25 protein-coding genes and 1 pseudogene are annotated in these 24,316 nt (G+C 69.3%); 10 read left to right on the top strand and 16 right to left on the bottom strand.

Translation table 11 applies throughout. The features are described from left to right. Positions 1-15: 15 nt before the first annotated feature. Complete coding sequence (locus ACFP3H_RS21595; RefSeq protein ID WP_378608749.1) at positions 16-1,788, bottom strand: hypothetical protein; 1,773 nt, start codon at positions 1,786-1,788, stop codon at positions 16-18. A gap of 58 nt (positions 1,789-1,846) precedes the next feature. Beyond that, positions 1,847-2,833: a Ppx/GppA family phosphatase gene (locus ACFP3H_RS21590; RefSeq protein ID WP_378608748.1), complete on the bottom strand. Its 987-nt coding sequence runs from the start codon at positions 2,831-2,833 to the stop codon at positions 1,847-1,849. 137 nt (positions 2,834-2,970) lie between these two features. Between ACFP3H_RS21590 and ACFP3H_RS21585 the strand changes: the two genes are divergently transcribed. Beyond that, positions 2,971-3,777 (top strand): DUF3109 family protein, encoded by an 807-nt coding sequence (locus ACFP3H_RS21585; RefSeq protein ID WP_378608869.1) that lies wholly within the window; start codon positions 2,971-2,973, stop codon positions 3,775-3,777. Positions 3,778-3,847: 70 nt separating this feature from the next. Beyond that, positions 3,848-4,177 carry a hypothetical protein gene (locus tag ACFP3H_RS21580; RefSeq protein ID WP_378608746.1) on the top strand — a complete coding sequence of 110 codons (330 nt, stop codon included), beginning with the start codon at positions 3,848-3,850 and terminating at the stop codon, positions 4,175-4,177. A 310-nt stretch (positions 4,178-4,487) separates the two neighbouring features. On the opposite strand, the gene ACFP3H_RS21575 is transcribed toward ACFP3H_RS21580, so the two are convergent. The 5 genes from ACFP3H_RS21575 to ACFP3H_RS21555 all read right to left on the bottom strand — a co-directional run bounded on the left by ACFP3H_RS21575 (position 4,488) and on the right by ACFP3H_RS21555 (position 8,747). Continuing rightward, a complete protein-coding gene (locus ACFP3H_RS21575) occupies positions 4,488-5,177 on the bottom strand; it encodes a winged helix-turn-helix domain-containing protein (RefSeq protein WP_378608745.1) in 690 nt (229 codons plus the stop codon). Further along, on the bottom strand, positions 5,174-6,412 hold the full coding sequence (locus ACFP3H_RS21570) for a sensor histidine kinase (protein WP_378608743.1): 1,239 nt from the start codon (positions 6,410-6,412) through the stop codon (positions 5,174-5,176). Before ACFP3H_RS21570 ends, ACFP3H_RS21575 begins: the two co-directional genes overlap by 4 nt. Positions 6,413-6,801: 389 nt before the next feature. After that, the gene (locus ACFP3H_RS21565) at positions 6,802-7,539 is read right to left on the bottom strand and encodes a phosphoglyceromutase (RefSeq protein WP_378608742.1); all 738 of its coding nucleotides are present in this window, start codon (positions 7,537-7,539) and stop codon (positions 6,802-6,804) included. 27 nt (positions 7,540-7,566) lie between these two features. Next, the gene (locus ACFP3H_RS21560) at positions 7,567-7,743 is read right to left on the bottom strand and encodes a KOW domain-containing RNA-binding protein (protein ID WP_378608740.1); all 177 of its coding nucleotides are present in this window, start codon (positions 7,741-7,743) and stop codon (positions 7,567-7,569) included. 98 nt (positions 7,744-7,841) lie between these two features. Next, positions 7,842-8,747 (bottom strand): ROK family protein, encoded by a 906-nt coding sequence (locus ACFP3H_RS21555; protein WP_378608739.1) that lies wholly within the window; start codon positions 8,745-8,747, stop codon positions 7,842-7,844. A 177-nt stretch (positions 8,748-8,924) separates the two neighbouring features. Between ACFP3H_RS21555 and ACFP3H_RS21550 the strand changes: the two genes are divergently transcribed. Continuing rightward, positions 8,925-10,100, top strand: a complete 1,176-nt coding sequence (locus ACFP3H_RS21550; RefSeq protein ID WP_378608737.1) for a lipase family protein — start codon at positions 8,925-8,927, stop codon at positions 10,098-10,100. Positions 10,101-10,150: 50 nt separating this feature from the next. Here the strand turns inward: ACFP3H_RS21550 and ACFP3H_RS21545 are convergent, their stop codons facing one another. From ACFP3H_RS21545 to ACFP3H_RS21525, 5 genes are all read right to left on the bottom strand, one after another. Beyond that, complete coding sequence (locus ACFP3H_RS21545; RefSeq protein ID WP_378608736.1) at positions 10,151-10,660, bottom strand: type III secretion system chaperone family protein; 510 nt, start codon at positions 10,658-10,660, stop codon at positions 10,151-10,153. Continuing rightward, positions 10,657-12,015 carry a D-inositol-3-phosphate glycosyltransferase gene (gene mshA / locus ACFP3H_RS21540; RefSeq protein WP_378608868.1) on the bottom strand — a complete coding sequence of 453 codons (1,359 nt, stop codon included), beginning with the start codon at positions 12,013-12,015 and terminating at the stop codon, positions 10,657-10,659. The genes ACFP3H_RS21545 and mshA overlap by 4 nt, the downstream gene beginning before the upstream one ends. 53 nt (positions 12,016-12,068) lie before the next feature. After that, positions 12,069-13,055 (bottom strand): alpha/beta hydrolase, encoded by a 987-nt coding sequence (locus ACFP3H_RS21535; RefSeq protein WP_378608734.1) that lies wholly within the window; start codon positions 13,053-13,055, stop codon positions 12,069-12,071. 298 nt (positions 13,056-13,353) lie between these two features. Further along, positions 13,354-14,367 carry an alpha/beta hydrolase gene (locus ACFP3H_RS21530; RefSeq protein WP_378608733.1) on the bottom strand — a complete coding sequence of 338 codons (1,014 nt, stop codon included), beginning with the start codon at positions 14,365-14,367 and terminating at the stop codon, positions 13,354-13,356. A 119-nt stretch (positions 14,368-14,486) separates the two neighbouring features. Then, positions 14,487-15,302, bottom strand: a complete 816-nt coding sequence (locus tag ACFP3H_RS21525; RefSeq protein WP_378608731.1) for an alpha/beta fold hydrolase — start codon at positions 15,300-15,302, stop codon at positions 14,487-14,489. Between the two features lie 81 nt (positions 15,303-15,383). Here ACFP3H_RS21525 and ACFP3H_RS21520 point away from each other — a divergent pair, with 81 nt between their 5' ends. The 3 genes from ACFP3H_RS21520 to ACFP3H_RS21510 all read left to right on the top strand — a co-directional run bounded on the left by ACFP3H_RS21520 (position 15,384) and on the right by ACFP3H_RS21510 (position 18,384). Continuing rightward, entirely contained in the window at positions 15,384-16,115 is a 732-nt protein-coding gene (locus tag ACFP3H_RS21520; RefSeq protein WP_378608729.1) for an SDR family NAD(P)-dependent oxidoreductase, read from the top strand. Between the two features lie 173 nt (positions 16,116-16,288). Then, complete coding sequence (gene mscL, locus ACFP3H_RS21515) at positions 16,289-16,750, top strand: large conductance mechanosensitive channel protein MscL (RefSeq protein ID WP_378608728.1); 462 nt, start codon at positions 16,289-16,291, stop codon at positions 16,748-16,750. A 275-nt stretch (positions 16,751-17,025) separates the two neighbouring features. Continuing rightward, positions 17,026-18,384 (top strand): MFS transporter, encoded by a 1,359-nt coding sequence (locus ACFP3H_RS21510; RefSeq protein WP_378608726.1) that lies wholly within the window; start codon positions 17,026-17,028, stop codon positions 18,382-18,384. Between the two features lie 14 nt (positions 18,385-18,398). Here the strand turns inward: ACFP3H_RS21510 and ACFP3H_RS21505 are convergent, their stop codons facing one another. Further along, positions 18,399-19,529 carry a L,D-transpeptidase gene (locus ACFP3H_RS21505; RefSeq protein WP_378608867.1) on the bottom strand — a complete coding sequence of 377 codons (1,131 nt, stop codon included), beginning with the start codon at positions 19,527-19,529 and terminating at the stop codon, positions 18,399-18,401. 201 nt (positions 19,530-19,730) lie between these two features. Then, positions 19,731-20,219 carry a DUF2505 domain-containing protein gene (locus ACFP3H_RS21500; protein ID WP_378608725.1) on the bottom strand — a complete coding sequence of 163 codons (489 nt, stop codon included), beginning with the start codon at positions 20,217-20,219 and terminating at the stop codon, positions 19,731-19,733. On the opposite strand from ACFP3H_RS21500, the gene ACFP3H_RS21495 reads away from it, so the two are divergent. From ACFP3H_RS21495 to ACFP3H_RS21485, 3 genes are read left to right on the top strand one after another with little or no spacing between them, the layout of a single operon-like run. Beyond that, on the top strand, positions 20,218-21,351 hold the full coding sequence (locus ACFP3H_RS21495) for a UDP-N-acetylmuramate dehydrogenase (protein ID WP_378608723.1): 1,134 nt from the start codon (positions 20,218-20,220) through the stop codon (positions 21,349-21,351). The two genes, ACFP3H_RS21500 and ACFP3H_RS21495, sit on opposite strands and share 2 nt — an antisense overlap. Before the next feature lie 55 nt (positions 21,352-21,406). Further along, positions 21,407-21,934: a DUF2505 domain-containing protein gene (locus ACFP3H_RS21490; RefSeq protein WP_378608721.1), complete on the top strand. Its 528-nt coding sequence runs from the start codon at positions 21,407-21,409 to the stop codon at positions 21,932-21,934. Between the two features lie 13 nt (positions 21,935-21,947). Then, positions 21,948-22,763: a class I SAM-dependent methyltransferase gene (locus ACFP3H_RS21485; protein ID WP_378608720.1), complete on the top strand. Its 816-nt coding sequence runs from the start codon at positions 21,948-21,950 to the stop codon at positions 22,761-22,763. Here the strand turns inward: ACFP3H_RS21485 and ACFP3H_RS21480 are convergent. Continuing rightward, the gene (locus ACFP3H_RS21480) at positions 22,731-23,339 is read right to left on the bottom strand and encodes a hypothetical protein (RefSeq protein ID WP_378608719.1); all 609 of its coding nucleotides are present in this window, start codon (positions 23,337-23,339) and stop codon (positions 22,731-22,733) included. The genes ACFP3H_RS21485 and ACFP3H_RS21480 overlap by 33 nt on opposite strands. Before the next feature lie 105 nt (positions 23,340-23,444). On the opposite strand from ACFP3H_RS21480, the gene ACFP3H_RS21475 reads away from it, so the two are divergent. After that, entirely contained in the window at positions 23,445-24,185 is a 741-nt protein-coding gene (locus ACFP3H_RS21475; RefSeq protein ID WP_378608718.1) for an LmeA family phospholipid-binding protein, read from the top strand. Between the two features lie 5 nt (positions 24,186-24,190). Here the strand turns inward: ACFP3H_RS21475 and ACFP3H_RS21470 are convergent. Beyond that, positions 24,191-24,274 (bottom strand): annotated as a pseudogene (locus ACFP3H_RS21470) (2-deoxyribose-5-phosphate aldolase); the annotation flags it as partial. Positions 24,275-24,316 lie beyond the last annotated feature (42 nt).

Below are 24,316 nucleotides of genomic sequence, written 5' to 3'. Positions count from 1 at the left end.
GCCCACTCCCTGTATTCAGCTGGTACTGAGAAGGAAGGCTAGCGGTCCCATCGTCACGAAGACGCCGACGACCACCGCGATCACGGTGCTGAAGATGTCGTCGGTGCGGCGCAGCACGCGAACCAGCGCCACCAGCCCGAGGATCACCACCATCGCCAGGGCCAGCGCGACCCAGTGCATCCGCTCCCACATGGTCTCGAAGCCCTTGAACAGCAGCATGCCCGCGATCGCGGCACCGGTGGCCTGCGCGGCGAGGATCAGCCACTGACGGCGGTTGTCGGCGTCGGCGTCGGCGCGGGCCCGACCCGAGGTGCGCTTGCCCGGTGCGGTGCCCGCGCGTTTGCCCGGCAGCCGGCTCGCGGCCCGCGACTTGGCGCGACTGGCCACCTTCGACGCGGCGGCCTTGGTCGCCGCGCGCCTGCCCGCCCTGGTCCGCACGGGTTCGGGTTCGTAGTCGTCGTACTCGTCGTCGTAGTCGCCGTCGGCGTAGTCGGACTCGGAGTAGTCGTTGTCGACGTAATCGCGGTCCGGGTAATCGGATTCGGCGTAGTCGTCGGTGACCGGCTCGGCAGCGGCACCGAGTCGATGCACCTCGGTGTGCGCATCGGCGTCGTGATCGGCCCGCTGCCGCAGTAGCTCCCCGGCCACCGACTGCCCGGACAGCAGCGGCTGCTCCTGGCTGACCGGCGACCAGGCGGCCGTCGGGAACCCGCCGCTCTCGGGCGCGGACTTGTCGGGTCGATGCCTGCGCGCCGACCACACCGGCAACCCGCTCGACTTCGGCTCGCCCGACCGCCTGCGGTCCAGCGACGGCCGCGGATCGGCCTCGCGCGCGGGCGGGGCCTCGGGGGCGACCTTGTAGGCCTGGGTGGCGTGGTCGGCGGAACCGGGAAAACCGCCGTCGACGCTCGGGAGGGGCGAACCGTCGAACGATTCACCGGGCCGACCGTTGAAGGCCGTCGCGGGCTTGGCGTTGAATCCGGGCGCGGGCGACCCGTCGAACGACTCCCCCGGCCACCCGTTGAACCCGGCCGATCCGGTCCCCCGGTTCTCCTGGAAATCCAAGCCGATATCGGGCAGCTCGTCGAAACCGCGCGACTGCCCCGGTCGACCCATGAACGCGCGCGGCGCCTCGATCCCCGACTCGTGCAGTGCCTCGAACCCCGACGGCGCGGCCGGCTCGACGGCCTCTTCCGCGGCCTCGGCGGCCCGCCTGCGCGCCGCGCGCCCACCACCGGCCGACGGTGCGGGCGGCGCGGGTTCGGCGGGTTCCTCGGGCTTGTGGCGCCTGCCCCCACCCACGGCGGGGATCGCGCCGGAGCCGAACATCTCGGCGATGCCGGGATCCACCGGCTGCGCGTTCGCGCCGGGCACCCCGAGCCTGCCCGGCGCGCGGGATCCGGCGTCGCGGGCCTCGGCGCGGAACGGCCCGAACGGGTCGGGGCGCGCCGGCGCGGGCAGGTCGGCCTCGGACAGGCCGGTGTGCGGGTCGAAGCGGGTGATCGGGCCCGACATCGGCGAGAACGCGGGCTCGACCGGTCCGGGCGGCGGGTAGGGCGCGGGCTGGTAGGCGGCGGGCGGCTCGTAGCCGGTCGGCGCCGCCGGGGCGGGCGCGGCGTGCGAGTTCGGCTTGACGGCCGCGTTCTCGCCGGTCAGGTCGGTGACCGACAGCCCGCGTCCGCTGCGTCGTCGACGCCCGCCGCCGGAGGCCGCGGGTGCGGCACCCTGCGCGGCATTGCGCGCCAGCAGCTCGGCTACCGACAGCTGCTTGGAATCCTCGCCACTCATCCTGCGTCCCTCCGGCAATTCCTGCCGTATAACTTCGGCCTCGGCAGGCGCTGACCGCTCATGCCGACTCCACTTCCGCCACCGGTGTCACCGGCGGCTCGACCACCGGAGCACCACCGTTGGGCTCGGAGTCCAGTTTGCGCAGGATCAGCCCTTCGCGCAGCGCCCACGGGCAGATTTCGATGCTGTCGAGCGACAGCGCCCGCATGGTCGCCTCCGCGACCAGCGCGCCGGCCACCAGTTGCTGGGACCGATCCGAGCTCACGCCTTCCAGTTCCGCACGGTCCGAGGCGGTCATCCGGGAGATGAACGCGATCAGCTGGCGCAGCCCGGAGCTGGTCAGTGTACGGCGCACCCGCGGCCCGGCGGCCGAGGGTGCGGCGCCGGTCAGGCGGGCCAGCGAGCGGAAGGTCTTGGAGGTGCCGACGGCCAGGTCGGGTCGGCCCGCCTCGATCAGCGTCTTGGACGGGACCACGAGTTCGGCGTCGAGCCAGTCGCGCAGCACCGCGACCTTGCGCTTGCCCGGCGGATCGTCGCGCAGCCACTCGCGGGTCAATCGGCCCGCGCCGAGCTGCAACGACAGCGCCACATCGGGTTCCTCGTCGCCACCGTTGGACAGCTCGAGCGAGCCGCCGCCGATGTCGAGGTTCATGATCCGGCCCGCGCTCCACCCGAACCAGCGGCGCACCGCGAGGAAGGTCAGCCGGGCTTCGTCCTCGCCGGAGAGCACCCGCAGGTCGACCCCGGTCGTGGCGCGCACGCGAGCGAGCACGTCCTCGGAGTTGGTGGCCTCACGCAGGGCCGAGGTGGCGAACGGCATCAGTTCGACGCACCGGGAGTTGCGGGCCAGATCGGCGAATTCGAGGATGGTCGCGATCAGGCGCGCCTCACCCTCCTCGGTGATCCGCCCCATCGAGTCCATGCTCTCCGACAGGCGCAGGGTGGCCTTCGACGAGCTCATGGGCATCGGGTGCCCACCACGATGCGCGTCCACCACGAGCAGGTGGACGGTATTGCTTCCGACATCGAGAACACCAAGCCGCACATGAATACGGTACTTGGTGATCCGGTACAGCGAGCCAGGCGACCGAACTGTTAGCGTCACCGCTTGTGACCGAAGGCGCAGTTGGCACCGCGGAGGCCGGGCTCCGACCTGGGGGAAAGATCGTCGCGGCCCCCGAAGTGGAGCTCGATTTTCCCCGCGAGTGGATCGAGTTCACCGACCCAGCAAACGACGAGCACCAGATCGTCGCCGATATGACCTGGCTGCTCTCGCGCTGGACGTGCGTGTTCGGCACGCCCGCCTGCCAGGGCATCATCGCCGAACGCCCCGATGACGGGTGCTGTTCGCACGGCGCGTTCCTGGCCGACAAGGACGATCGCAAGCGCCTGGCCGGTGCTGTGAAGATGCTCACACCCGCCGATTGGCAACTCATGCCGGAGGCGACCGAGAACGGCAAAGTTGTCAAGAAGGGTTACCTCGAGCTCGACGAACTCGAGGACGAGCCCGCCCTGCGCACCCGCCGTTTCGACGGTGCCTGCATCTTCCTCAACCGTCCCGGTTTCGCCGCGGGCCCCGGGTGCGCGCTGCACATCATGGCCGTGCGCAAGGGCATCGAGCCGCTGGAGGTGAAGCCGGACGTGTGCTGGCAGCTGCCGATCCGGCGCACCCAGGACTGGGTGGAGCGTCCCGACGGCGAGCAGATCCTGCGCACGGTGGTCACCGAGTACGACCGCCGCGGCTGGGGTCCGGGCGGCCTGGATCTGGACTGGTACTGCACCGGCTCCCCCGACGCCCACGTCGGCAAGAAACCGGTGTGGCAGTCCTATGGCCCCGAACTGCGCGAGCTGCTCGGCGCGCCCGCCTACGAGGAACTCTCACGCCTGTGCCGCCGCCGCGAGGGCCTCGGCCTGATCGCGGTGCATCCGGCGACGGTCGAGGCCGAGCGCATCCACCCCGAAGCTCACCATTCGGATCAGGACGTGTGAAAACCTCGCAACAATTCGGTTCACCTGCCTGCCACGCACCGGTCACCCGGATCGGGTTGGATAGCTGATCATGTTCAAGAAAGCACTCTGCGCGGCAACCCTGATGATCGGCGCCACCGTCGCCCTCACCGGCCAGGCCGCCGCCGAACCGAACGGCGACCCGGCCAAGTACGCCGACTTCACCACGAGCTTCGTCAACTACACCGACCCCGCCGCCCTCAACGCCGCCACCGACGGCAAATACATCATCATCAGCCCCCAGGGCACCTCCTCCACCATCGCCTGCCGCGGCAACGGCACCGACGTAGAGATCTACGACTGCCAGCAGGAGGACGCCTTCGGCTGGTACCCCCTCCGCAAGATCGACACCCCCCTCGGCCCCGCCTGGAGCTCTATCTGATCGGCGGCCGGCACCGCGGGGTTTTCGGCCCCTTGAAATCCGCCATGACCACCCAACCCAGCCCCGCACATCCCGACCTCTAGGAGGGATCGCCGCGCAGCGGCGTAGCGGCCCGGCCGCGAGTTAGCCGCCGTTGCGTCCGCGGCGCAGCCGCCAGCAACGGTGGCTAACTCGCGGCCCCTGGGGGCCGCGCTCGAGCGCGCCAGCGCTCCAAAAACACAGCCTGCGCAACCCCCTGGGACCAGTACCCCCCAAATCTCCCCCCCAACGCAAAGAACCCGCCCTAAGACGGGTTCCCTGCAAAACAACCTCAGGCCTCGAGCTTGTACCCCAACCCGCGCACAGTCACCAGATGCTCCGGCTTGGCCGGATCAGCCTCGATCTTCGACCGCAACCGCTTGACATGCACATCGAGCGTCTTCGTATCGCCCACATAGTCAGCACCCCACACCCGGTCGATCAACTGCCCACGGGTCAGCACCCGCCCGGAGTTGCGCAGCAGATACTCGAGTAGATCGAACTCCTTGAGCGGCAACGTAACCTGCCCCCCGTTGACATGCACGGTATGCCGATCCACATCCATCCGCACCGGCCCGGCCTCGAGCACATTGTTCTCACTACCCGAGTCCAGCTCGTCACCCGCGCCGCGCCGCAGCACCGCCCGAATGCGAGCGATCAACTCCCGCGCCGAGTACGGCTTGGTGACGTAATCGTCCGCGCCGAGTTCGAGCCCCACGACCTTGTCGATCTCGCTGTCGCGCGCCGTCACCATGATCACCGGTACCCCGCTGCGCAGCCGCAACTGCTTGCACACGTCGGTGCCGCTCATGCCGGGCAGCATGAGGTCGAGCAGCACGATATCGGCGCCGGAGCGGTCGAATTCGGCCAGCGCGGAGGGTCCGTCGCCGACGACGGTGACATCGAAGCCCTCTTTGCGAAGCAGGAATGCCAGCGGGTCCGCCAGCGATTCCTCGTCTTCGACGATCAACACACTCGTCATCTGCGTGCCTCCACACCGTTCGTTCGTCCCGCGAGAGTCCGCGTGACGGTGGTTTCTCTTGTGGTGGGCTCCGACGTCTGTTCGGCGTCCTCGTCCCCATCGGTTTCCAGATGGGCGGGGATGCGCAGGGTGAACGTCGAGCCGGTGCCCAATTTGCTCCACAGCGTGATCTCGCCGTTGTGGTTGGCCGCCACGTGTTTGACGATGGCCAGGCCGAGCCCGGTGCCGCCGGTCGACCGCGAACGGGCTTTGTCGGAGCGGAAGAACCGCTCGAACACCCGCTCCTGGTCTTCCTTGGCGATCCCGATGCCGCGATCGGTGACCGCCATCGCGACGTGATCGCCGCGCAGCGACCGGCTCACCGACACGTGCGAACCCTGCGGCGAGTACGCGATCGCGTTCTCCACCAGGTTCGACAGCGCGGTCACCAGCAACGTTTCGTCGCCGAGCACTTCCAGCCCGTTGGGCCGGTCGGTGCTGACGGTGATGCCCGCGGCTTCGGCGGCGGTGCGCGAGCGGTCGACCGCCTGCTGCACGACCGCGTCGACGTCGACCACGGCCAGGTCGGGCAGTTTCTCGGCGCCCTGGAGTCGCGAGAGCGCGATCAGCTCGGTCACCATCTTGCCCAGGCGCCGGGATTCGCCGAGGACGCGGGACCCGAAGTGGCGCACCGCCTCGGGGTCGTCGGCCGATTCGAGCATGGCCTCGGCCAGCAGGCTCATCGCGCCGACGGGGGTCTTGAGTTCGTGGCTGACGTTGGCGACGAAATCGCGGCGGGTGGCTTCCATGCGCGCCTGCTCGGAGTCGTCGTCGGCGAACAGCACCACGAAGCTGGTCTCCTCGCGGGAGAGCCGCCGCGCCACGCCGCGCACCGCGATGCGGCCGCGGCCGGGTGAGGGGTTCTTGGCGGTGAGGTCGAATTCGGCGGATTCGCCGTTGGCGAGCACCTTCTCGACCGCCGACCAGGCGCGTTCGTCGAGCAGCCGGTTGCGGACCAGGCCGAGTTCCTCGGCGCGCGGGTTCACCAGCACCACATCGCGGTACTCGTCGACCACGGCGATCCCGGATTCGGAGGCGAGCACGATCAGGTCGAGCACCTGCGACATCGTCAGCCCGGTGTCCTCCTGCGTGCGGGCGGCGTGGCGGGCGTTGACGAACGGGATCAGCAGGCCCCCGACTGCCAGTCCGACGACAGCCGCGAGGACTGCCAACAGCACGGCCTGCGGAACACTCACAGGATTGATCGTACGAGTGCGCGGCGTTCTCACGTTGCCGGGTCGACGAAGTTTCGCGCAGGTCACGGGCACTTGGCATGGTGTTCGCGTGCCGTTCACCCGGCGGGCACTTGACCATTCGCCGGGCGTGTCACTCGCCGTCGCGGGCCGGTCTGACGGCGTACAACCCGGCGTGACTCATGCGCGAATCACATGAATCACCAACGAGCAGTTCACAGCCCACCGCACGGCCGCTCCCCCACCCCCAGCGGCGGTTCCCACCCGTCGCGGCACCCCGCGACCCACCGATTTCGGACCGCCGCCGCGAACAGTTCGCTGTGACATTGCGGACCCCCGAACACACGAACGGCCCCACACCTCGAAGCGGTGCGGGGCCGTGGCGTGCGGGGTTACTTGCCGCCCTGGTTGGCGACCGCGGCCGCACCGGCGGCGGCGGCTTCGGCGTCGAGGTACTCGGCGGGCTTGACCGGACGCAGGTTCTCGTCCAGTTCGTAGACCAGCGGGATGCCGGTGGGGATGTTCAGGCCGGAGATGTCGTCGTCGGAGATGCCGTCGAGGTGCTTGACCAGCGCGCGCAGCGAGTTGCCGTGGGCGGCGACCAGCACGGTCTTGCCGGTGACGAGCTCCTTGGCGATGGTGTCCTCCCAGTAGGGCACCATGCGCGCGACAACGTCTTTCAGGCACTCGGTCGTGGGGACCTCGATGCCGGCGTAGCGCGGGTCGTCGGCCTGGCTGTAGGGGTTGTCGGACTGGATCGGCGGCGGCGGGGTGTCGTAGCTGCGACGCCAGAGCATGAACTGCTCCTGGCCGTACTCCTCGCGCACCTGCTCCTTGTTCTTGCCCTGCAGGTTGCCGTAGTGGCGTTCGTTGAGGCGCCAGTCGCGCACGACCGGGATCCAGAGCCGGTCGGCGGTGCCGAGGGCGTTGTCGGCGGTGCTGATCGCGCGACGCAGCAGCGAGGTGTAGACGATGTCGGGCAGGATGCCCGCTTCCTTCAACAGCTCACCGGCCCGTTTACCCTCGGCGATGCCCTTGTCGGTCAGTTGCACGTCCACCCAGCCGGTGAACAGGTTGAGGGCGTTCCATTCGCTCTCGCCGTGGCGCAGCAGCACGAGGGTGTAGGTCATAGGGGCCATTCTGACATTGCGGTGCGCTCAGGCCCACTCCACCTCGTCGAAGCCGACGTTCATGGCGTGTGGGCCACCGGCGATCAGGGCGTCGATGTGTAATCGCGACGCCACCGAGTCAACCTCGCGCACGACGGCGCACACCCCTTGGAACGGACCCTCCGGAATATGGACGACATCGCCCGGCACGTAGTCGGCAGCCACCTCACCGAGGCTACGCCCGTGAACGCCGAGCTCAGCCCAACGCGCCCAGGCATTCTCGAGTTCGGACCGAAGAGTCCCCACCCGGCCTGCTCATCGGCTCACCGCGAACTCCCCTGCGCCACAGCCTCGATCGCCAACACACCCGCTCCCACCAGCGTCGCGCCGTCGCTCAACGTCGACAACTCCACCTCCAGTTCCCGAATGAACGACAGCCCCGAATGTCGCGCCACCGCGGCCCGCAACGGCCCCCACAGCGGTTCCCCCGACTGCGCGAACCCGCCGCTGATCACCACCCGATCCACATCCAACAGCGCGGCGGCCGACGAAATACCCTGCCCCAGCGCGGTTCCCGCCCGCGCCAACGCGGCCACCGCGACCGGATCCCCCGCATGCGCGGCCGCGGCCAACTCCACCCCGTCGACCCCGGCCCAGCCCCGCGACCGCGCCCACCGCACGGCCGACATCCCACTGGCCACCGCCTCCACGCACCCGAATCCCCCACAGGGACAGGCGGTGTCATCCCCGGACACCACCATGTGCCCGATGTGCCCCGCGTTCCCGGTGCGCCCCACCACCACTCGCCCGTCCGCGATCATCCCCCCGCCGACCCCCGACGACACCGTCAACGCCAACCCGTTGTCCACCCCGCGCAACCCGCCCACCCGATGCTCGGCCAACACCAAACAGGCCCCGTCGATCGCCAACCGCACCACCGCGTCGGGAAACAGCGTCCGCACGTGCTCGACGATCGCGAACCCGGCGCGCCACGGCCCCAGATTCAACGGCGCCACCACCCCCGCGCGCACATCCACCGGCCCCGCCGAACCGATCCCGACCGCGCGCACCCGGTTGTCACCCGCCACAGCGAGCAACAGGTCGCGGCAGGCCGCCCACGGATCGGCCGTCCCCGCCGCGACCTGTCGCACACCGTGCGGTCGGTAGTCCGACCCCACCGTCGCCGCCGCGAATTTCGTCGCTCCGATGTCCAGCGCGAGCGCGGTCATGGGCACCTCTTCCTCCGGTATCGCCGCAGTTGGCTCCGGTCACGATGTGAGTAGTCACAGTTTGTGGCATCCGACACTTTGATTACTGGTCGGTACAAGTCACAAGTTTTCGTTAGATACTTCGACGCGGGTCGGGTCATCTCCCTTGGGCAGCACTACATCTGATGAAGGAAAGCTGTGTCGAAATTTGTCGTACTGGTGTTGAGCTTGCTGTGCGTGAGCTTCCTCGCCGCTCCCGCGGGCGCCAACCCGCTCTATCCCACGCCTGATCCGGATCCGTTCTTCGCCGCGCCCGCCGATATCGGCGAGCTGGCTCCCGGTGACGTCGTGCGGACACGTCGCATCGACACGTGGATGTACCCCGGCACCGAAGGCCACCAGGTCGCGTTCCGCTCCACCAATTCCTCGGGCAACGCGATCATGGGCGTGACCACGGTGCTGCTGCCGATCGGCGTGAAGAACCCGCCGCTGGTGTCCTACCAGGCGCTGATCAACTCGATCGGCACCCGCTGCAACCCCTCGCAGTCGCTGTTCAACGGCGAGCTCCAGGACGCGCCCGGCGCCATGCTGCCGTTGGCGCGTGGCTGGGCCATCTCGGTGCCCGACTACCTCGGCCCGACGGTCGCCTACGGCGCGGCCAAGCTCAGCGGCATGATCACCCTCGACAGCGTGCGCGCGGTGCAGAAGGTCGCCGAGCTCGGTGTCGGTTCCTCGCCGGTCGCGCTGGCCGGTTACTCCGGCGGCGGCATGGCCACGGCGTGGGCGGGCGCGTTGCAGCCCACCTACGCGCCGGAGCTGAAGCTGGCGGCCGTGGTGTCCGGCGGCATCCCCGCCGACCTCGAACTGATGGCCGACGCGCTCGGTTTCGCCCCGCACCCCGGTTTCGGGCTGGCCTTCGCCGCCGCGATGGGCATCGAGCGCGAGTACCCCGATCAGGTGCCGGTCTCCGACCAGCTCAACGAGAACGGCCTGTGGTTCCGTGAGTTCACCAAGGACGCGTGCCGTCGCTTCCTGCTGTTCCACGGCATCCTGCGCAACGCCGAGCAGATGGCGGCGTCCAAGGAGCTGCTGAGCAGCCAGGTGGCCCGTGGGGTGCTGCGCGAGAACAGCCTCGTGCACTTCCAGGGCGCCCCGACCGCGCCCACCTACATCTGGCAGGGCAAGTACGACACCCTCACCCCGTACGGCCCGGTCGCCCAGACCATCGGCCACTGGTGCGGGACGGGTTCGCCGGTGCAGTTGAACACCGTCGAGATCTCCGAGCACATGACCGCCGCCGTGGCGGGCTTCCCCGACGCGTGGAACTACGTCGAGGCCCGCTTCCGCGGCGAGCCGGCGCCGTCGAACTGCTGAGCTGAGCACCGAGGCCGGACAGGAACTCTCCTGTCCGGCCTCGTCGTGTGTCAGGGCTTGTCGGCCTCGTCGATGATGTGCTCGAAGGCGCGCAGGTTCTTCAGCGACTCCCCGCGCGAGACCCGCCACTTCCACTCCTTGCGAATGGATTCGGCGAACCCGAGTTCGAGCAGGATGTTGAAGTCGTTGTCGACCGCCTCGAGGATCTGGCCGAAGATCCGGTCGAGTTCGTCGGGGGTCACCGATTCGGCCGACATCCGACCGACCAGGTAGATGTCGCCCACGTTGTCGAGGGTGTAGGCCACCCCGTAGAGGCGCCGGTTGCGGCGCAGCAGATACTTGTAGACGCCCTCGAAGTTCTCGTCGGGCTTGCGGCACACGAACGACTCGGTGCGCACGCCGTGCTTGCCGAGAGTGAGCATCACCGTGGTCTTGAGCTTGCGCTCACCCGGCAGCACGACGATGAAGGTGTCCTCGCCGTGGCGGGTGTATTCGATCTCGCGCTCGCGCAACGTGTCGTCGATAATCCGCGAAACGCTGTCCTGCGACACGTCGCTCACCTGCGCACTCCCGTCCGGCGCCGCCACAGCGCCCGCGATCTGGCCTGACTGGTCTCGCCCGCGTGCAGGGCGATCGGGCCGCGTTCGGCCCGGAATCCGACCATGGCCGCAGCGTAGCTGTCGAGCAGGCCCTCGGCGGTGTGCGCCCAGGAGAACCGGCTCGCGTGCGCGACGGCGGTGGCGCCCATGCGGGTGAGCCGGTCGGGGTCGTCGAGCAGGGCGGCCATGGCGTCGGCCCAGTCGGGGGTGCGATGCCCCGGCACCAGCAGCCCGGATTCGTGATCGCGCACCGCGGTGCCGAGGCCGCCGACATCGGCGGCGAGCACGGGCGTGCCGCTGGCCTGCGCCTCGATGGCGACCAGGCCGAAGGATTCGTTGTAGCTGGGCACGGCCACCACATCGGCGGCCCGATACACCTGGACGAGCGTGTCCGCGGGCTGCGGCGGCAGGAACGTGACCCGCTCGGCGATGCCGAGATCGGCGGCCAGCTCGATCAACGCGTCCGGCCTGGCCAGCCCGGTCCCCGAGGGTCCGCCCACGATCAGCACCCGGAGCTTGCGGCTCGGATCGCGCGAGAGCAGTTCGGCCGCAGCCCGCACCAGCACATCCGGCGCCTTCAACGGCTGGATCCGGCCGACGAACGCCACGATCTGCTCGTCGGCGCGCAGCCCGAGTTCGGCGCGCGCGGCGAGCTTGTCACCGGGCCGGTAGCGGCTCAGATCCGCGCCGGGCGGCACCACGTCGATGCGGTCGCGGCGGGCGCCGTAGAGCTCTACGAGCTGGCGGGCCTCGTCGCCGGTGTTGGCGACCAGCCGGTCGCTCTCGGCGATCACCTGCTTCTCCCCGATCACCCGCGTCTCGGGTTCGGGGGTGTCCCCGTCGGCCAGCGCGGCGTTCTTCACCGCGGCCAGGGTGTGCGCGGTGTGCACCAGCGGCACCCGCCAGCGATCGCGCGCGAGCCAACCGACCTGCCCGGAGAGCCAGTAGTGCGAGTGCACGAGGTCGTAGTGGCCCGGCAGGTGCCTGGCCTCCTGGCGCAGCACCTCGGCGGTGAACGGGCACAGCTGCGTGGGCAGCTCCTGCTTGTCGAGTCCCTCGAACGGTCCGGCCACCACGTGCCGCACGAGCACGCCAGGTCCGGCCTCGGCCACCGGCGGCAGTTCCGAGGAGGTCGCACGGGTGAAGATCTCCACCTCGGTGCCACGTTTGGCCAGCTCGAGGGCGGTTTGCAGCACGTAGACGTTCATCCCGCCCGCGTCCCCGGTGCCCGGCTGCGCCAGCGGCGAGGTGTGCACCGACAGCACCGCGATGCGGTGCGGCAGAACTTCGGGACGACGCTGACTCACACACTCCAGTGTGCACTCCTCGACGCCACCGACCATCCCCGTACCCGGATCGGTGACAGCTGTCACAGCGCCTTCGTCAGCGCCGCCTCGAACACCGGCCAGGATTTGTGCATGTCCTGTTCCCAATAGCCCCACGAGTGCGTGCCGTTGGGCCGCAGGTCCACCGTGGCCGGGATGCCGAGCTGTTGGAGCCGATCGCGTAACTGCTGGGTGCACAGATTGGTCACGGCCTCGAGGGAGCCGCCGAAGAGCACCTGGGTGAGCAACTGCATCGGGTCACGTTCGGCGGCGGGGGTGTCGAACGGGCCGGGCAGTCCGTTGCCGGAGGAGATGTAGACCTCGGTGCCACGGAACGATTCGGCCTGGAGATAGGGGTCGTTGGCCGTCCAGGCCGGGTCGGTGGGCGGACCCCACATATTGACCGCGTTGCCCATCCGGCTGCCCACCACGGTGCGCACGATGGCCTGTCCGCGGGGGTCGCTGGTGCGCACGCACCCGCTGTAGGACCCGATCGCCCGGTACAGCCCCGGTTCGGCGAGCGCGAGCTGGAACACCGAGGTGCCCGCCATCGACAGTCCCGCGATGGCGTTGGCGCCGGTGCCGTGGAATTCGGCGTCGATCACCGGCGGCAGTTCCTTGGTGAGAAATGTTGCCCACCGAGGTTTGCCCAGCACGGGATCGTTGGCGCGCCAGTCGGTGAAGTAGCTGCCCGCCCCGCCGAACGGGATCACCACATTGACCTGTTTGTCGCGGAAGAACTCCACCACATCGGTGCGATCGAGCCAGTTCCCGTCACTGCCGCCGCCCACACCGTTGAGCAGGTACAGCGTCGGCGCGGGCGCGTTCGGATCGGCGGCGCGCAGCACACGCACCCGCGTGACCATGTCCATCGCCGGCGAGTACACGCCCACGTCGATCGTGCGGTCGGCCTGTTCGGCGCGATCCTCGATCCGTGCCGCCCCCGGCTCGGCACCCACCGGAAACGCCCCGACGACAGCACCGCACACCAGGGCGAGTACCGCCACGACCACGCGCGCGCCCACCATCATCGAACTCCGATCTCGACGCGTAAATGCTCGTCTCCATCTGTGATCCAACGACATCAGGCGAACGCTACTCACCTATTTCACAGAAGTCTGTGACGATTACCAGAAGATTCGACGCGGACCTGTTCGATCAAAAGCTGTTGTGCGCGAGTACAATCACGAGCCGATCACATCGGTGCCGCAGACCAATCACACCACCGCCACTACCTGCTCAGATGCCGCGTGCGACATTGCCAGCAATTGCTAATTTCGGCGTGACAAATCCTGCGAATAATTCCGCGAGACAGGAAATTTCGCGCGTTCAGCGCACGCGCAACGCCGTGGCGAACAGCGGCCACGACCGACGCAAATCATTGCGCCAGTATCCCCACGAGTGTGTCCCGTTCGGCCGCAGATCCACCGTGACCGGGATGTCCAGCTCGCGCAACCGACCGGCCAACTGCTGGGTGCACATCGCGGTGACCGCGTCGAGGATCCCGCCGATGACCAGCTGATCCACCAGCTTCATCGAATCGCCATCCACCCCCGGCCCGTCGACGGTGTCGAGCCCGCCCGCCATCCCGTTGCCCGAGGACACGTACAGCGCCAGCCCGCGCAGCCGATCGGCGTGCACGAAGGGATCATGGGCCGCCCAGCGCGGATCGCCGGGCCGCCCCCACAGATTCACCGGATCGCCCTTCTGCCCGGCGACGACGGTATTGACCATCATGTGCCCCTGCGGCCCACTCGTGGACACGCAACCGCTGTAGGAACCCGCGGCCCGGTAGAGCTTCGGCGCGGCCAGCGCGAGCTGGAAGGCCGCGGTGCCCGCCATCGACACTCCCGCCACGGCGTTCACGCCGGTGCCGCGGAATTCGGTGTCGACGACGCCGGGTAACTCGCGGGTGAGGAAGGTCGTCCAGCGCTGGCGCCCGAGCACGGGGTCGTCGGCCTGCCAGTCGGCGTAGTAACTGCCCGCCCCGCCGATCGGCATCACGACGGTGACCTGCTTGTCGGCGAAGAATTCCTCGGCGTCGGTGCGGGTCAGCCAGTTCCCGCCGTCGCGCCACCCCGCACTCGGCCCCGCGCCGCCGTCCACACCGTTGAGTAGATACAGCACCGGCGCCGCCACCGCGCGATCGGCGGCGGGCAGCACCGCCACGGTCACCGACTTGCCCATCGCCGCCGAGTACACCGTCAACTCGACCACCCGCCCGGGTCCCGGCTGCGCCGAGATCAACCGCGCCGAATCCGGGATCGGGCTCGCCTGCGCGGCCGGGGCGACGCACGCCACCCCCGCCGCGAACGCCAGCACACACCGCGTCAAGACGCCCATGCGCCACCTCCATGCCCGGCCGCCGACATGGCCGTCGAGCACAGAGTAGGGCGACCTCACCCGCCCCGGACACATTTCTGAAACATTGCCAAGTCACAGATTTTCGGGGCGGCGAACCCCTAGAGCGCGTCGATGAACTCGCTGACCTCGGCGACGAAGCGCTCCCGATCCTCGATGAACAGCCCGTGCTGGGCCCCCTCCCAGAACGACCCGCGCGCGTCAGGAGCGGTCTCGACGATGTAGCGACCGTTGTCGGCGGGCACCACCGGATCCTCGACACCGTGCAGCACCAACACCGGAACATCAAGGGCGCGCAACGTTTCGGTGTTGTCGACCGTGCGATAGAACAGCGCCTTGCGCACCGACGGCGCCGTCGCCAGACTCCCGCCGAACAACCGCTGCGCGTCGGGCCCCTTGTCCGCGCCCGGCCCGGTATTGGCGTTGCCGAACACCGCGAACGCGCGCACCGCCCGACCGGCCGCCTCGTCGAACACCCCCGGAATCGCCTTCGCCATCGCCGGTCCCACCGCCGCACCCGGCACCTCGGGCCCGATATGGGCGGTCGCCCCGCAGTAGACGACCCCCGCGACCGCCGAGGTCCCGTAGGTGGCGAGGTAATCCGTGGCGACGATTCCGCCGTAGGACCAGCCAAGCAGCACCGCCCCCGCGTCGATCCCCTCCGCCGCCAGCACCGCGGCCACATCACCGGCCCACGCCGTCGGATCGTCGTAGCCGGTCTCCGGATCGTCGGAGTAGCCGTGCCCGCGCAGATCCACCGCGATCACCCGATACCGCCGCGCCAGATCGCTCGCCGCCGCACCCCAGCAGCGCAGATTCCCCGCCCACCCGTGCAGGAGCACCAGCGGTCTCCCCTCGCCTTCCACCCGGTAGACGATCCTCGTCCCGTCCGCACCGACCGCATCACGAATAGCCATACCGACAGGCTAACCACGTTTCACATCACCGTGATCGCAGTCATGGCGAGCGCGAATCCGCGGCTAATAGGATCGACCAACATGAGCAATCGCACCGCCGTCGTCACCGGAGCCAGCTCGGGAATCGGTGAAGCCACCGCCCGCGAACTGGCCGCGCAGGGTTACCACGTCTACCTGGGCGCCCGCCGGTTCGACCGGGTGCAGCGGTTGGCGCGGGAGATCGGCGGCATCGCACTCGAACTCGACGTCACCTCCGAGGACTCGGTGCGCGCGTTCACCGACGCCGTCGACCACGTCGACGTGCTGGTCAACAACGCGGGCGGCGCGAAGGGCCTGGCGACCGTACTCGACGCCGACCTCGACGACTGGCGCTGGATGTGGGAGACCAACGTGCTGGGCACCCTGCGCATCACCAAGGCCCTGCTGCCCAAACTCATCGCCTCCGGGGACGGCCTGATCGTCACCATCACCTCCATCGCCGCCCAGCACACCTACGACAACGGCTCGGGCTACACCTCGGCCAAGCACGCCCAGGGCGCCGTGCACCGCACCCTGCGCGGCGAACTGCTCGGCCAACCGGTCCGGCTCACCGAGATCGCCCCCGGCGCGGTCGAGACCGAGTTCTCGCTGGTCCGCTTCGACGGCGACACCGAACGCGCCGCCAAGGTCTACGAGGGCATCGACCCGCTCTACGCCGCCGACATCGCCGAGATCGTCGGTTTCGTCGCCTCCCGGCCCCCGCACGTCAATCTCGACACCATCGTCGTCAAGCCCCGCGACCAGGCCGGACCGGGCTCGTTCGCCCGTCGCTGACGTGAGACGCGCCACCCACCCCGAGGACAGCTGAGGCGTTCGAGTGGCGAGCTGAGCGGCCGGAATTGATACTGAGGACGATCCCTTCCGGCATTGCCGCCGATTCGCCATAACGTGCGAATGTGCGTTAACGTGCGCGTTTGCCGTTAGCCAGTCCTAGGAGTAGTACGCCGATGCCCGGTTTCAAGTCCGTTTTCAGCGGGTTCAAAGATTTCCTGATGCGCGGAAACGTCATCGACCTCGCCGTGGCCGTGGTGATGGGCACCGCGTTCACCGCCGTCGTCACCGCGGTCACCAAGGGCGTGGTCACCCCGCTGCTGGCCGTGTTCGGCTCGAGCAACGAACTGGGCCTTGGCGTCCAGCTGATCGCGGGCAAGCCCGCCACCTTCATCGCCATCGGCCCGATCATCACCGCGTTCATCGACTTCGCGATGGTCGCCGCGGTGCTGTACTTCGTGCTCATGCTGCCGATGACCACCCTCAAGAACCGCTTCGGCACCACCAAGGCCGCCGAGCCCACCGAAACCGAACTCCTCATCGAGATCCGCGACCTGCTCGCCAAACAGCACGGCCTGAGCGTCGACGAAACCCACGCCCTGAGCAAGGAACGCGCGAACGAGTCCGCGGAGTCCTGACAGCTGGTTGGTCCGCCTCTCCGCTGTCCCGCCTCTCCACTGTCCCGCCTCTCCACTGTCCCGCCTCTCCGCGATTTTTGCCGACAGCGGGGAGGCGGGTTGCGTCTCGCATCGGGCATGCGGGTCAGTACGTGACCAGTTTCGGGCGTGCCCGGTGAGTTACCCATGTTCGTGCGAGATCAGTTATCGCGTCTGGGAAAAGCCACGGGAATAGCTGAGCCTCCTATGCTTGTTATTGCGTTCATACGCAGATAAGCAGATTGGGGAGGCGGCACATGAGCACCGCACTGTTCGCGCATCGTGATTACCGTCTGCTCTTCACCGCCCAGGTTGCGGCCCTGTTCGGCACCGGCTTGACCACCGTGGCGCTGGGGCTGCTCGCCTACGAGTTGGCGGGTGGTGACGCGGCCATCGTGCTCGGGACCGCGCTCACCCTGAAGATGGTCGTCTACGTGATCGTCGCCCCGATCGCGGGCGCCTATGCCGGGCGGCTGCCGCGTAGGCGATTTCTGATGGCGCTCAACGGGATTCGTGGCGTCATCGTGGTCGCGCTGCCGTTCGTGGACCAGATCTGGCAGATCTACGTCCTCATCACGCTGCTGCAACTCGCCTCGGCCGCCTATACCCCCACCTACCAGGCCGTTCTCCCCGACATCCTGCCCGATGAGCGCGACTACACGAGGGCGCTCTCGGCCGCCCAGCTCGCCGCGACCATGGAAACTCTGCTCAGTCCCATGCTGGCCGCGCTGGCCCTGAGCCTGATCAGCTTCCACTGGTTGTTCGTCGGCACCGGACTCGGCTTCGCGATCTCGCTCGCGCTGGTCGCGGCCGCGCGCATCCCGAACGCGGCCGCCGCCGACGGCGCGATCACCGAACGCCTGGTGGCCGGCCTGCGCCTGTTCGCCGCGACTCCGCGCCTGCGCGGTCTGCTCGGTCTGAATCTCGTGGTCGCCGCGGCGGGTTCGGTGGTCATGATCAACACGGTGAACTACGCGCGCGACGTACTCGGCGCCGACCAGTCCGGCGTGGCCGTGCTTCTGGCCGCCAACGGCCTGGGCACCATGCTCGTCGCCCTCGCCCTGCCGCGAATCCTCGACCGCCGCGGCGAGCGCCCGGTCATGCTCACCGGCGCCGCGTTCCTACTCACCGGCCTGGCCGCCGCCTTGACGCTATCGACCCTGCCCACCGGCCCCTGGCACTGGCCCGCCGCCCTGAGCACCTGGGCCACCATCGGCGCGGGCACCGCCCTGATCCTCACCCCCACCGGCCGCGTCCTGCGCCGCTCGGCCCACCCCGAAGACCGCCCCGCCCTGTTCGCCGCCCAGTTCTCCCTCTCCCACCTGGCCTGGCTGCTCACCTACCCGATCACCGGGTGGCTGGCCACCACGGCCGGCTTCACCACCACCTGGGCCGTCCTCGCCGCGATCGCCACCCTCGGCACCGCAGCCGCACTCCACTCCTGGCCCCGCCACGACCCCACCGAGATCACCCACGTCCACGAACTGGGCACGGTGGACCCGGCCATCCTGGTCGACGCGATCAAGATCGGCCCCCGCCACTACCAGCACACCCACGCCTACGTCATCGACGCCAACCACCCCCGCTGGCTCCCCGCCACACAGCCGACGATGTAGCGCCCGCTACGCGATCAGCGCGGCGCGGACACCGCGGTCCCCGCGGGCAACGCCGACATCGACTTCCATGTCTCCCAATCGATCGCCCAGTCGTAGATATCCCCATCGGCCTGCGACAACTCGATCGAGGTACCCGTCACCTCCACCGGATCACCGTAGAGAGCGGTCGGGAAATAGGCCTGCGCGTCAGCGGGCGAGAGATTGATGCACCCGTTGGTCACATTCGAGGACCCCTGCGCCGACAGCGATTCGGGATTGGCGTGGATGAACTCACCGTTGTTCGAGATCCGCACGGCCCAGCGCTCCCGAACATTGGTGTAGTACGGCGGATTCGACATCATGAAGTCCTCGTACTTCTCGGTGACCACGTGCACCCCCGAGCGCGTCACATTGCGCGCCTCGTTGCCCTCCCCGTAGGACACCGCGAAGTCGAAGATCGTGGCCCCGTCGCGCACCACCTGCATCCGATGGCTCGGCGCGTTCGCGAGCACGATCTGACTGCGCCCGATCGTGAAATCGGAGGTCACATCGGACTCCCCGTACGCCCCGCCGCCGAGATCCACCCCGTAGAGCTTCGCCGCCACCTGCACGGTGGTCCCCGGCGTCCAGTAGTTCTTCGGCCGCCAGTGCGCCCGCGACCCGTTGTCGTCGGGCAACCACGCCCACGATCCCTCGACCCCGGGCTCGGTGGTGACGGTGAGCGCCTTCTCCGCCGCCGCCTTGTCGGTCACCGCCCCGGCGAATTTCACGATGATCGGCGCCGCGATCCCGACTTCCTGCCCGTCGCCGATATTGATGGTGGCCGGAATGGTCGAGTCGGGCGTGAGCGTGGTGAACGAGCCCTCGATCGGCACGGTCTTCGCCGCCGCGCCCACGGCCGTTCCCGACCACGTGTAGGTGGCCCCGTACCCGAGCGGTTCACCGATCCGATAGGAGGTGCGGTCGGGACTGAGCTGCCCGGCGATCTGCTTGCCCTCGGCGTTGGTGAGCGCGATCTGCTCGATCGTGCCGTCGGCCACCGTCACCGACACCGGCGCGAGCGGCGCCACCTCGTCGGCCCCGGCGGCAGGCGCGAGCGTGACCTGCGCGCCCGAACTGGCCGCCGGCGACCCACCACCGGGCGAGTCACCGGAACAGCCCGTCATCACCAGAAGCACCGCGAGCAAGAACACGGCAACCACAGAGCGAGCACCGAGAACACCCAGCCCACCCGAACCACGCGGGGCCGCACGGCGTCTCGCCGCACGCGCCCGCAACAACCCGGTTACCGCATCTGTGCTCACGTCCCGAATGTACGCCGAGCCACCGACACCCACCCCGTGACAGCGCTCACCGGGACCGGGGAACTACTTCCGGTTCAACCATTCCTCGGTGAAGGTGGCCTCGTTGCCGAGCAGTTCGATCAGCCGCTCCGAGATGGCCGCTTCGATCTTGCCGCCGAACAGCGGGATCTTCACCTCGATGGTGCCGTTGATCGCGCTGGTGGACCCGGTGCCGCCGTCGGGGGCCAGGGTCACGGTGCCGCGTACCACCGCGGGCGCGCCGTCGACGTGGGCCTCGAAGGTGCCGCCGGTGCCGGTGTAGCTCTCGGTGCGCGGAATGACCAGGTCACCGGGGCGCACGGCGGTGATGGCGGGCGGGAGCTGATCGGCGGGGATTGCCTGCACCATCTGGATACGGACCTGGTCGCCGTCGACGGCGAATCCGTCGAGCCGGGCACCGGGGCCGCCGACCTCGGCGATCCGGGCCTTCCAGTACTGCTCGTCGGAGTACGCGGCGCGCACCGCGTCGACGGAATGCGTGTAGCCGGCAGTGAACGCCAGAGGTGTAGCCATGCCGGACACGGTACCGTCTGCGAACGTGCGTACAACACGGGTGGTGTCCTCCGATCAGCTGCGTGACCTGCTTGCCGAGACCGGCGCGACGGTCCGCGATTCGGTGCGTTTGTCCGAATTGACGACCCTGCGGGTGGGTGGCCCCGCGCTGCTGGCCGAATGCGCGAGCACCGACTCCCTGGTCGCCACGGTGAAAACCCTGGACGCGGCCGATATCCCGGTGCTGCTGGTGGCGGGCGGGTCGAATCTGCTCATCGACGACGCCGGGTTCGACGGCGTGGTCGTGCGGATCGCCACCACGGGCATCGACCTCGCCGCCGACGGCGTGCTCGCCGAGGCGGGCGCGCCCTGGGACACCGTCGTCGCCGACACCGTCGCGGCCGGACTCGGCGGTCTCGAGTGCCTGTCCGGCATCCCCGGCTCGGCCGGCGCCACGCCCGTCCAGAACGTCGGCGCCTACGGCGTCGAGGTGGCCTCCCTCCTGCGCCGAGTCCACCTGCTCGACCGCAAGACCGGCGAGGTCCGCTGGGTCGAACCCGCCGAACTCGGCTTCGGCTACCGCACCAGCGTGCTCAAGCACAGCGACGACGGCGTGATCCTGGCCGTCGACTTCGCCCTCGACCCCACCGGCCGCAGCGCCCCCCTGCGCTACGGCGAACTGGCGAAAGCCCTCGATGCCGCCGACGGCGAGACCCGCCCGGTCGACCAGGTCCGCACCGAGGTCCTGCGCCTGCGCGCGGGCAAGGGCATGGTCCTGAACCCCACCGACCACGACACCTGGAGCGCGGGCTCCTTCTTCACCAACCCCGTGGTCCCCGCCGAGCGCCTCCCCGAGGTCATGGCCGCGATCACCGCCCATGTCGGCGACGCCAAGGTCCCCACCTACCCCGCCCCCGACGGCACCAAGCTCTCCGCGGGCTGGCTGATCGAGCGCGCCGGTTTCGCCAAGGGTTTCCCCGGCGAGCCCGCCCCCGCCCGCCTCTCGACCAAGCACACCCTGGCCCTCACCAACCGCGGCGCCGCCACCGCCGCCGACATCGTGGCCCTGGCCCGCACCGTGCGCGCGGGCGTCGCCGAACGCTTCGGCGTGACCCTCGAACCCGAACCGGTCACGGTCGGCATCACCCTCTGACCCCGAACCCACCTCTCGCCCCGGAGCCCGGCCCAACCCCGTAACGTGTTCTGGCATGGCACGCCGATTGGACTACTCCGCCCGCTACCCCCTGCACACCACCGAAGAGCTCTACGCGGCACTGCGGGACAGGGATTACTGGGAGGCGCGCGTGGCCGAGATGCGCAAGTACGCGCCGCACAACGAAGTGGTCAGCCTCGACGTCACCGACGACAGCATCGACGTCGTCCTGCACCACACCCTGCCGCGCGAGATGCTGCCCGAGATCGCCCAGACCGTCATGCGCAAGGACATGGTGATCACCCGCAAGGAGAGCTGGGGCCCGTTCGCCCACGACGAGACCGAGGGCAAGTTCTCCGCCTCGATCCCCGCGGGTCCGGGCAGCCTCAACGGCACCATCCGCCTGTTCCCCACCGAGACCGGCGCCACCGTGCGCTTCTCCCCCACCGCCAAGGTCTTCATCCCGATGGTCGGCCCGCGCCTCGAGCAGCTCATGCTGGTGAACCTGGTGGACCTGTTCCGCGCCGAGCAGGAGGAGACCCTGCGCTACCTCGACGACAAGACCGCCGACAAGCCGGTCTGACCCGAGTTCACCCGTGGCCCCGACCCGCAAGACCCCTCCCCCGGTCGGCACCATCACCCGCGGTACCACCGGGGTCAACCGGCTGCGCCGCAGCGACCGCTGGCTCGTCAACGACGACCTGGTCCGCACGACCCTGCGCGAAGCCCCCACCCCCCTGGTCGTGGATCTCGGCTACGGCGCCGCACCATGGACGACCTTCGAGCTCGCCGCCCGCCTGCGCACCGTGCGCCCCGACCTCGAGGTGGTCGGCCTCGAGATCGACCCGGCGCGCGTGGTGCCGCCGCGCGACGGCGTCCGCTTCGCCCGTGGCGGCTTCGAGCTGGCGGGCCTGCGCCCCACCCTCGTGCGCGCCTTCAACGTCCTGCGCCAATACCCCGAGGACGCCGTCGGCGACGCCTGGTCGCGCATCCAGGACAACCTCGCCCCCGACGGCCTACTCGTCGACGGCACCTGCGACGAACTCGGCCGCCGCTGCGCCTGGGTCCTGCTCGACCGACACCGCCCCCGCTCACTCACCCTGGCCTGGGATCCGTTCACCGTCGACCGCCCCTCCGACATCGCCGAGCGCCTGCCGAAGGTGTTGATCCACCGCAACATTCCCGGCGAGAAGATCCACACCCTGCTCACCGCCGCCGATCGAGCCTGGGACCGCGCGGCCCCGATGGCGCCCTACGGCCCCCGCATCCGCTGGCGCGAAACCGCGAAACTGTTGCGCGACAACGGTTTTCCGATCCGTGCCTACAACCGTCGCATGCGTGACTGCGTCCTGTCGGTGCCGTGGGACGCCGTCGCCCCCTCAGACCCGGCTCAACGCCCGCCGCACCCGTGAGGCCGCCCGCGTAGCCAATTGCTGCCCGCCCCACCAGATCTCGTCGGTATCGCACCGATGGATCGCCACCGCGTCGGCCACCACCTCGTCCAACGCCGACTGCGCGATCTCGGTCTCGGCCAGATCCAGCACCGTGCGCACCGGCGTCGTCACCAGGAACGGCCCCGCGGACTCCACATCCCCGTCGCCGAGCCTGCGCCGCGTGAGCACCAGGCGCGGGGTCACCGGCGGCCGCCCCGCCGACACCGACAGGTGCAGAAACCGCGGCTGCAACCGTCCGAGCCCGTGCAGTTCGGCCGCGCTCTGATAGGCCACCGCCGCCGCCCCGTCGAACCAGGCCGCCCACATCGCGTACTCGTCGAGCGGTCCCGCCCGCCACTGCCCCAACCGCATCATCCCGACCCCGGCCCTGGTCACCGTCCCGTCCCCGAGCGCGGCCCTGACCTGCTGTTCGCAGCCGGTGCGCAGGACCTGTCGGGTGGTGAAGTAGCCCGCGTGCCGCCCCGCCAACCGCCGCAGCACCCGCCACCGGTGATCCGCCGTCCCCGCCACCCGGCGTGCGTCCTCGCCAGTCATCCCCCCAGGGTACGCGGGCCGGAGTGCGCCAGGTCACAGTTTGCTGGGAAGGCTTTCACGGCGTCCACAGAGCGAACACAGAAAGATCGGGAAGAATTCGATGCCATGACCACGAACACACCCACTCGCCCCAGAATCGGTCGCCGCCCGCTGGTGATCGCGTTGGCCGTGGTCGCCGTTCTGCTCATCGCGGCCATCGGCGGCACCGAAGCCTATGCGCGACACCAGATCTCGCGCTGCATCAGCGGCGCCTTCGAACAGCAGATGGGATCGTCGATCGATGTCGGCTTCGGCGCCAAACCGATCCTGCTGTCCTATGTGGACGGCAAGGTCGGCACCCTGACCGTCGACAGCGAGGACAACAAGTTCGGCCCCGCCGTCGGCATGGTCGTGCACGCGAAATTCCACGACATCGAACTCACCGACCGCGGCGCGGGCGGCGGCACCATCGGCAGCTCCACCGCCGACGTGACCTGGAACAACGACGGCATCCGCCAGACCCTCGGCACGATGGTCAGCGGCGTGAAGTCCTCGGCCGCCACCGGCGCGATCACCCTCGACGTGCTCGGCGGGCTGGCCCAGCTCGAGGTCCAACCGCTGATCCGCGACGGCAACATCACCATCGAGACCAAGTCCGCGCAGCTGCTCGGCATCGGCCTGCCCACCGACCTCGTCCAGGGCATCATCGACACCTTCTCCGAGAGCCTGCAGAGCTACCCGCTGGGCCTGCGCGCCCAGGAACTGAAGGTCACCGACGACGGCATCGCCGTGCACCTGGCCGGCGGCAAGACCGATCTCGACGCCGCGACCAGCCCGACGGGTCAGCAGACCGAGATCACCTGCTGAGTGCGTCAGTCCGGGAAGCCGTCGAGCACCACGGCCGACTTCGACAGCCCGAGCCGGGTGGCGCCCGCCGCGATCATCGAGGCGGCGGTCGACTACAAGCTGGCCCTCGACACCGAGGCGATCCCGCCGGT

Source organism: Nocardia lasii, assembly GCF_042658545.1.
Lineage (GTDB): Bacteria > Actinomycetota > Actinomycetes > Mycobacteriales > Mycobacteriaceae > Nocardia > Nocardia lasii.
The sequence above is the reverse complement of the archived record's forward strand: the minus strand, read 5'-3'. Positions and strand labels throughout refer to the sequence as shown.

What these genes read in the sequence shown, in the direction of transcription:
- ACFP3H_RS21580 (WP_378608746.1), top strand. Translation starts at nt 3,848, where the DNA reads ATGTTCAAGAAAGCACTCTGCGCGGCAACCCTGATGATCGGCGCCACC.
- ACFP3H_RS21535 (WP_378608734.1), bottom strand. Translation starts at nt 13,055, where the DNA reads ATGATGGTGGGCGCGCGCGTGGTCGTGGCGGTACTCGCCCTGGTGTGC.
- ACFP3H_RS21510 (WP_378608726.1), top strand. Translation starts at nt 17,026, where the DNA reads ATGAGCACCGCACTGTTCGCGCATCGTGATTACCGTCTGCTCTTCACC.
- ACFP3H_RS21495 (WP_378608723.1), top strand. Translation starts at nt 20,218, where the DNA reads ATGCCGGACACGGTACCGTCTGCGAACGTGCGTACAACACGGGTGGTG.
- ACFP3H_RS21500 (WP_378608725.1), bottom strand. Translation starts at nt 20,219, where the DNA reads ATGGCTACACCTCTGGCGTTCACTGCCGGCTACACGCATTCCGTCGAC.
- ACFP3H_RS21525 (WP_378608731.1), bottom strand. Translation starts at nt 15,302, where the DNA reads ATGGCTATTCGTGATGCGGTCGGTGCGGACGGGACGAGGATCGTCTAC.
- ACFP3H_RS21595 (WP_378608749.1), bottom strand. Translation starts at nt 1,788, where the DNA reads ATGAGTGGCGAGGATTCCAAGCAGCTGTCGGTAGCCGAGCTGCTGGCG.
- ACFP3H_RS21480 (WP_378608719.1), bottom strand. Translation starts at nt 23,339, where the DNA reads ATGACTGGCGAGGACGCACGCCGGGTGGCGGGGACGGCGGATCACCGG.
- ACFP3H_RS21575 (WP_378608745.1), bottom strand. Translation starts at nt 5,177, where the DNA reads ATGACGAGTGTGTTGATCGTCGAAGACGAGGAATCGCTGGCGGACCCG.
- ACFP3H_RS21490 (WP_378608721.1), top strand. Translation starts at nt 21,407, where the DNA reads ATGGCACGCCGATTGGACTACTCCGCCCGCTACCCCCTGCACACCACC.
- mscL (WP_378608728.1), top strand. Translation starts at nt 16,289, where the DNA reads ATGCCCGGTTTCAAGTCCGTTTTCAGCGGGTTCAAAGATTTCCTGATG.
- ACFP3H_RS21555 (WP_378608739.1), bottom strand. Translation starts at nt 8,747, where the DNA reads ATGACCGCGCTCGCGCTGGACATCGGAGCGACGAAATTCGCGGCGGCG.
- ACFP3H_RS21565 (WP_378608742.1), bottom strand. Translation starts at nt 7,539, where the DNA reads ATGACCTACACCCTCGTGCTGCTGCGCCACGGCGAGAGCGAATGGAAC.
- ACFP3H_RS21520 (WP_378608729.1), top strand. Translation starts at nt 15,384, where the DNA reads ATGAGCAATCGCACCGCCGTCGTCACCGGAGCCAGCTCGGGAATCGGT.
- ACFP3H_RS21530 (WP_378608733.1), bottom strand. Translation starts at nt 14,367, where the DNA reads ATGGGCGTCTTGACGCGGTGTGTGCTGGCGTTCGCGGCGGGGGTGGCG.
- ACFP3H_RS21475 (WP_378608718.1), top strand. Translation starts at nt 23,445, where the DNA reads ATGACCACGAACACACCCACTCGCCCCAGAATCGGTCGCCGCCCGCTG.
- ACFP3H_RS21505 (WP_378608867.1), bottom strand. Translation starts at nt 19,529, where the DNA reads ATGACGGGCTGTTCCGGTGACTCGCCCGGTGGTGGGTCGCCGGCGGCC.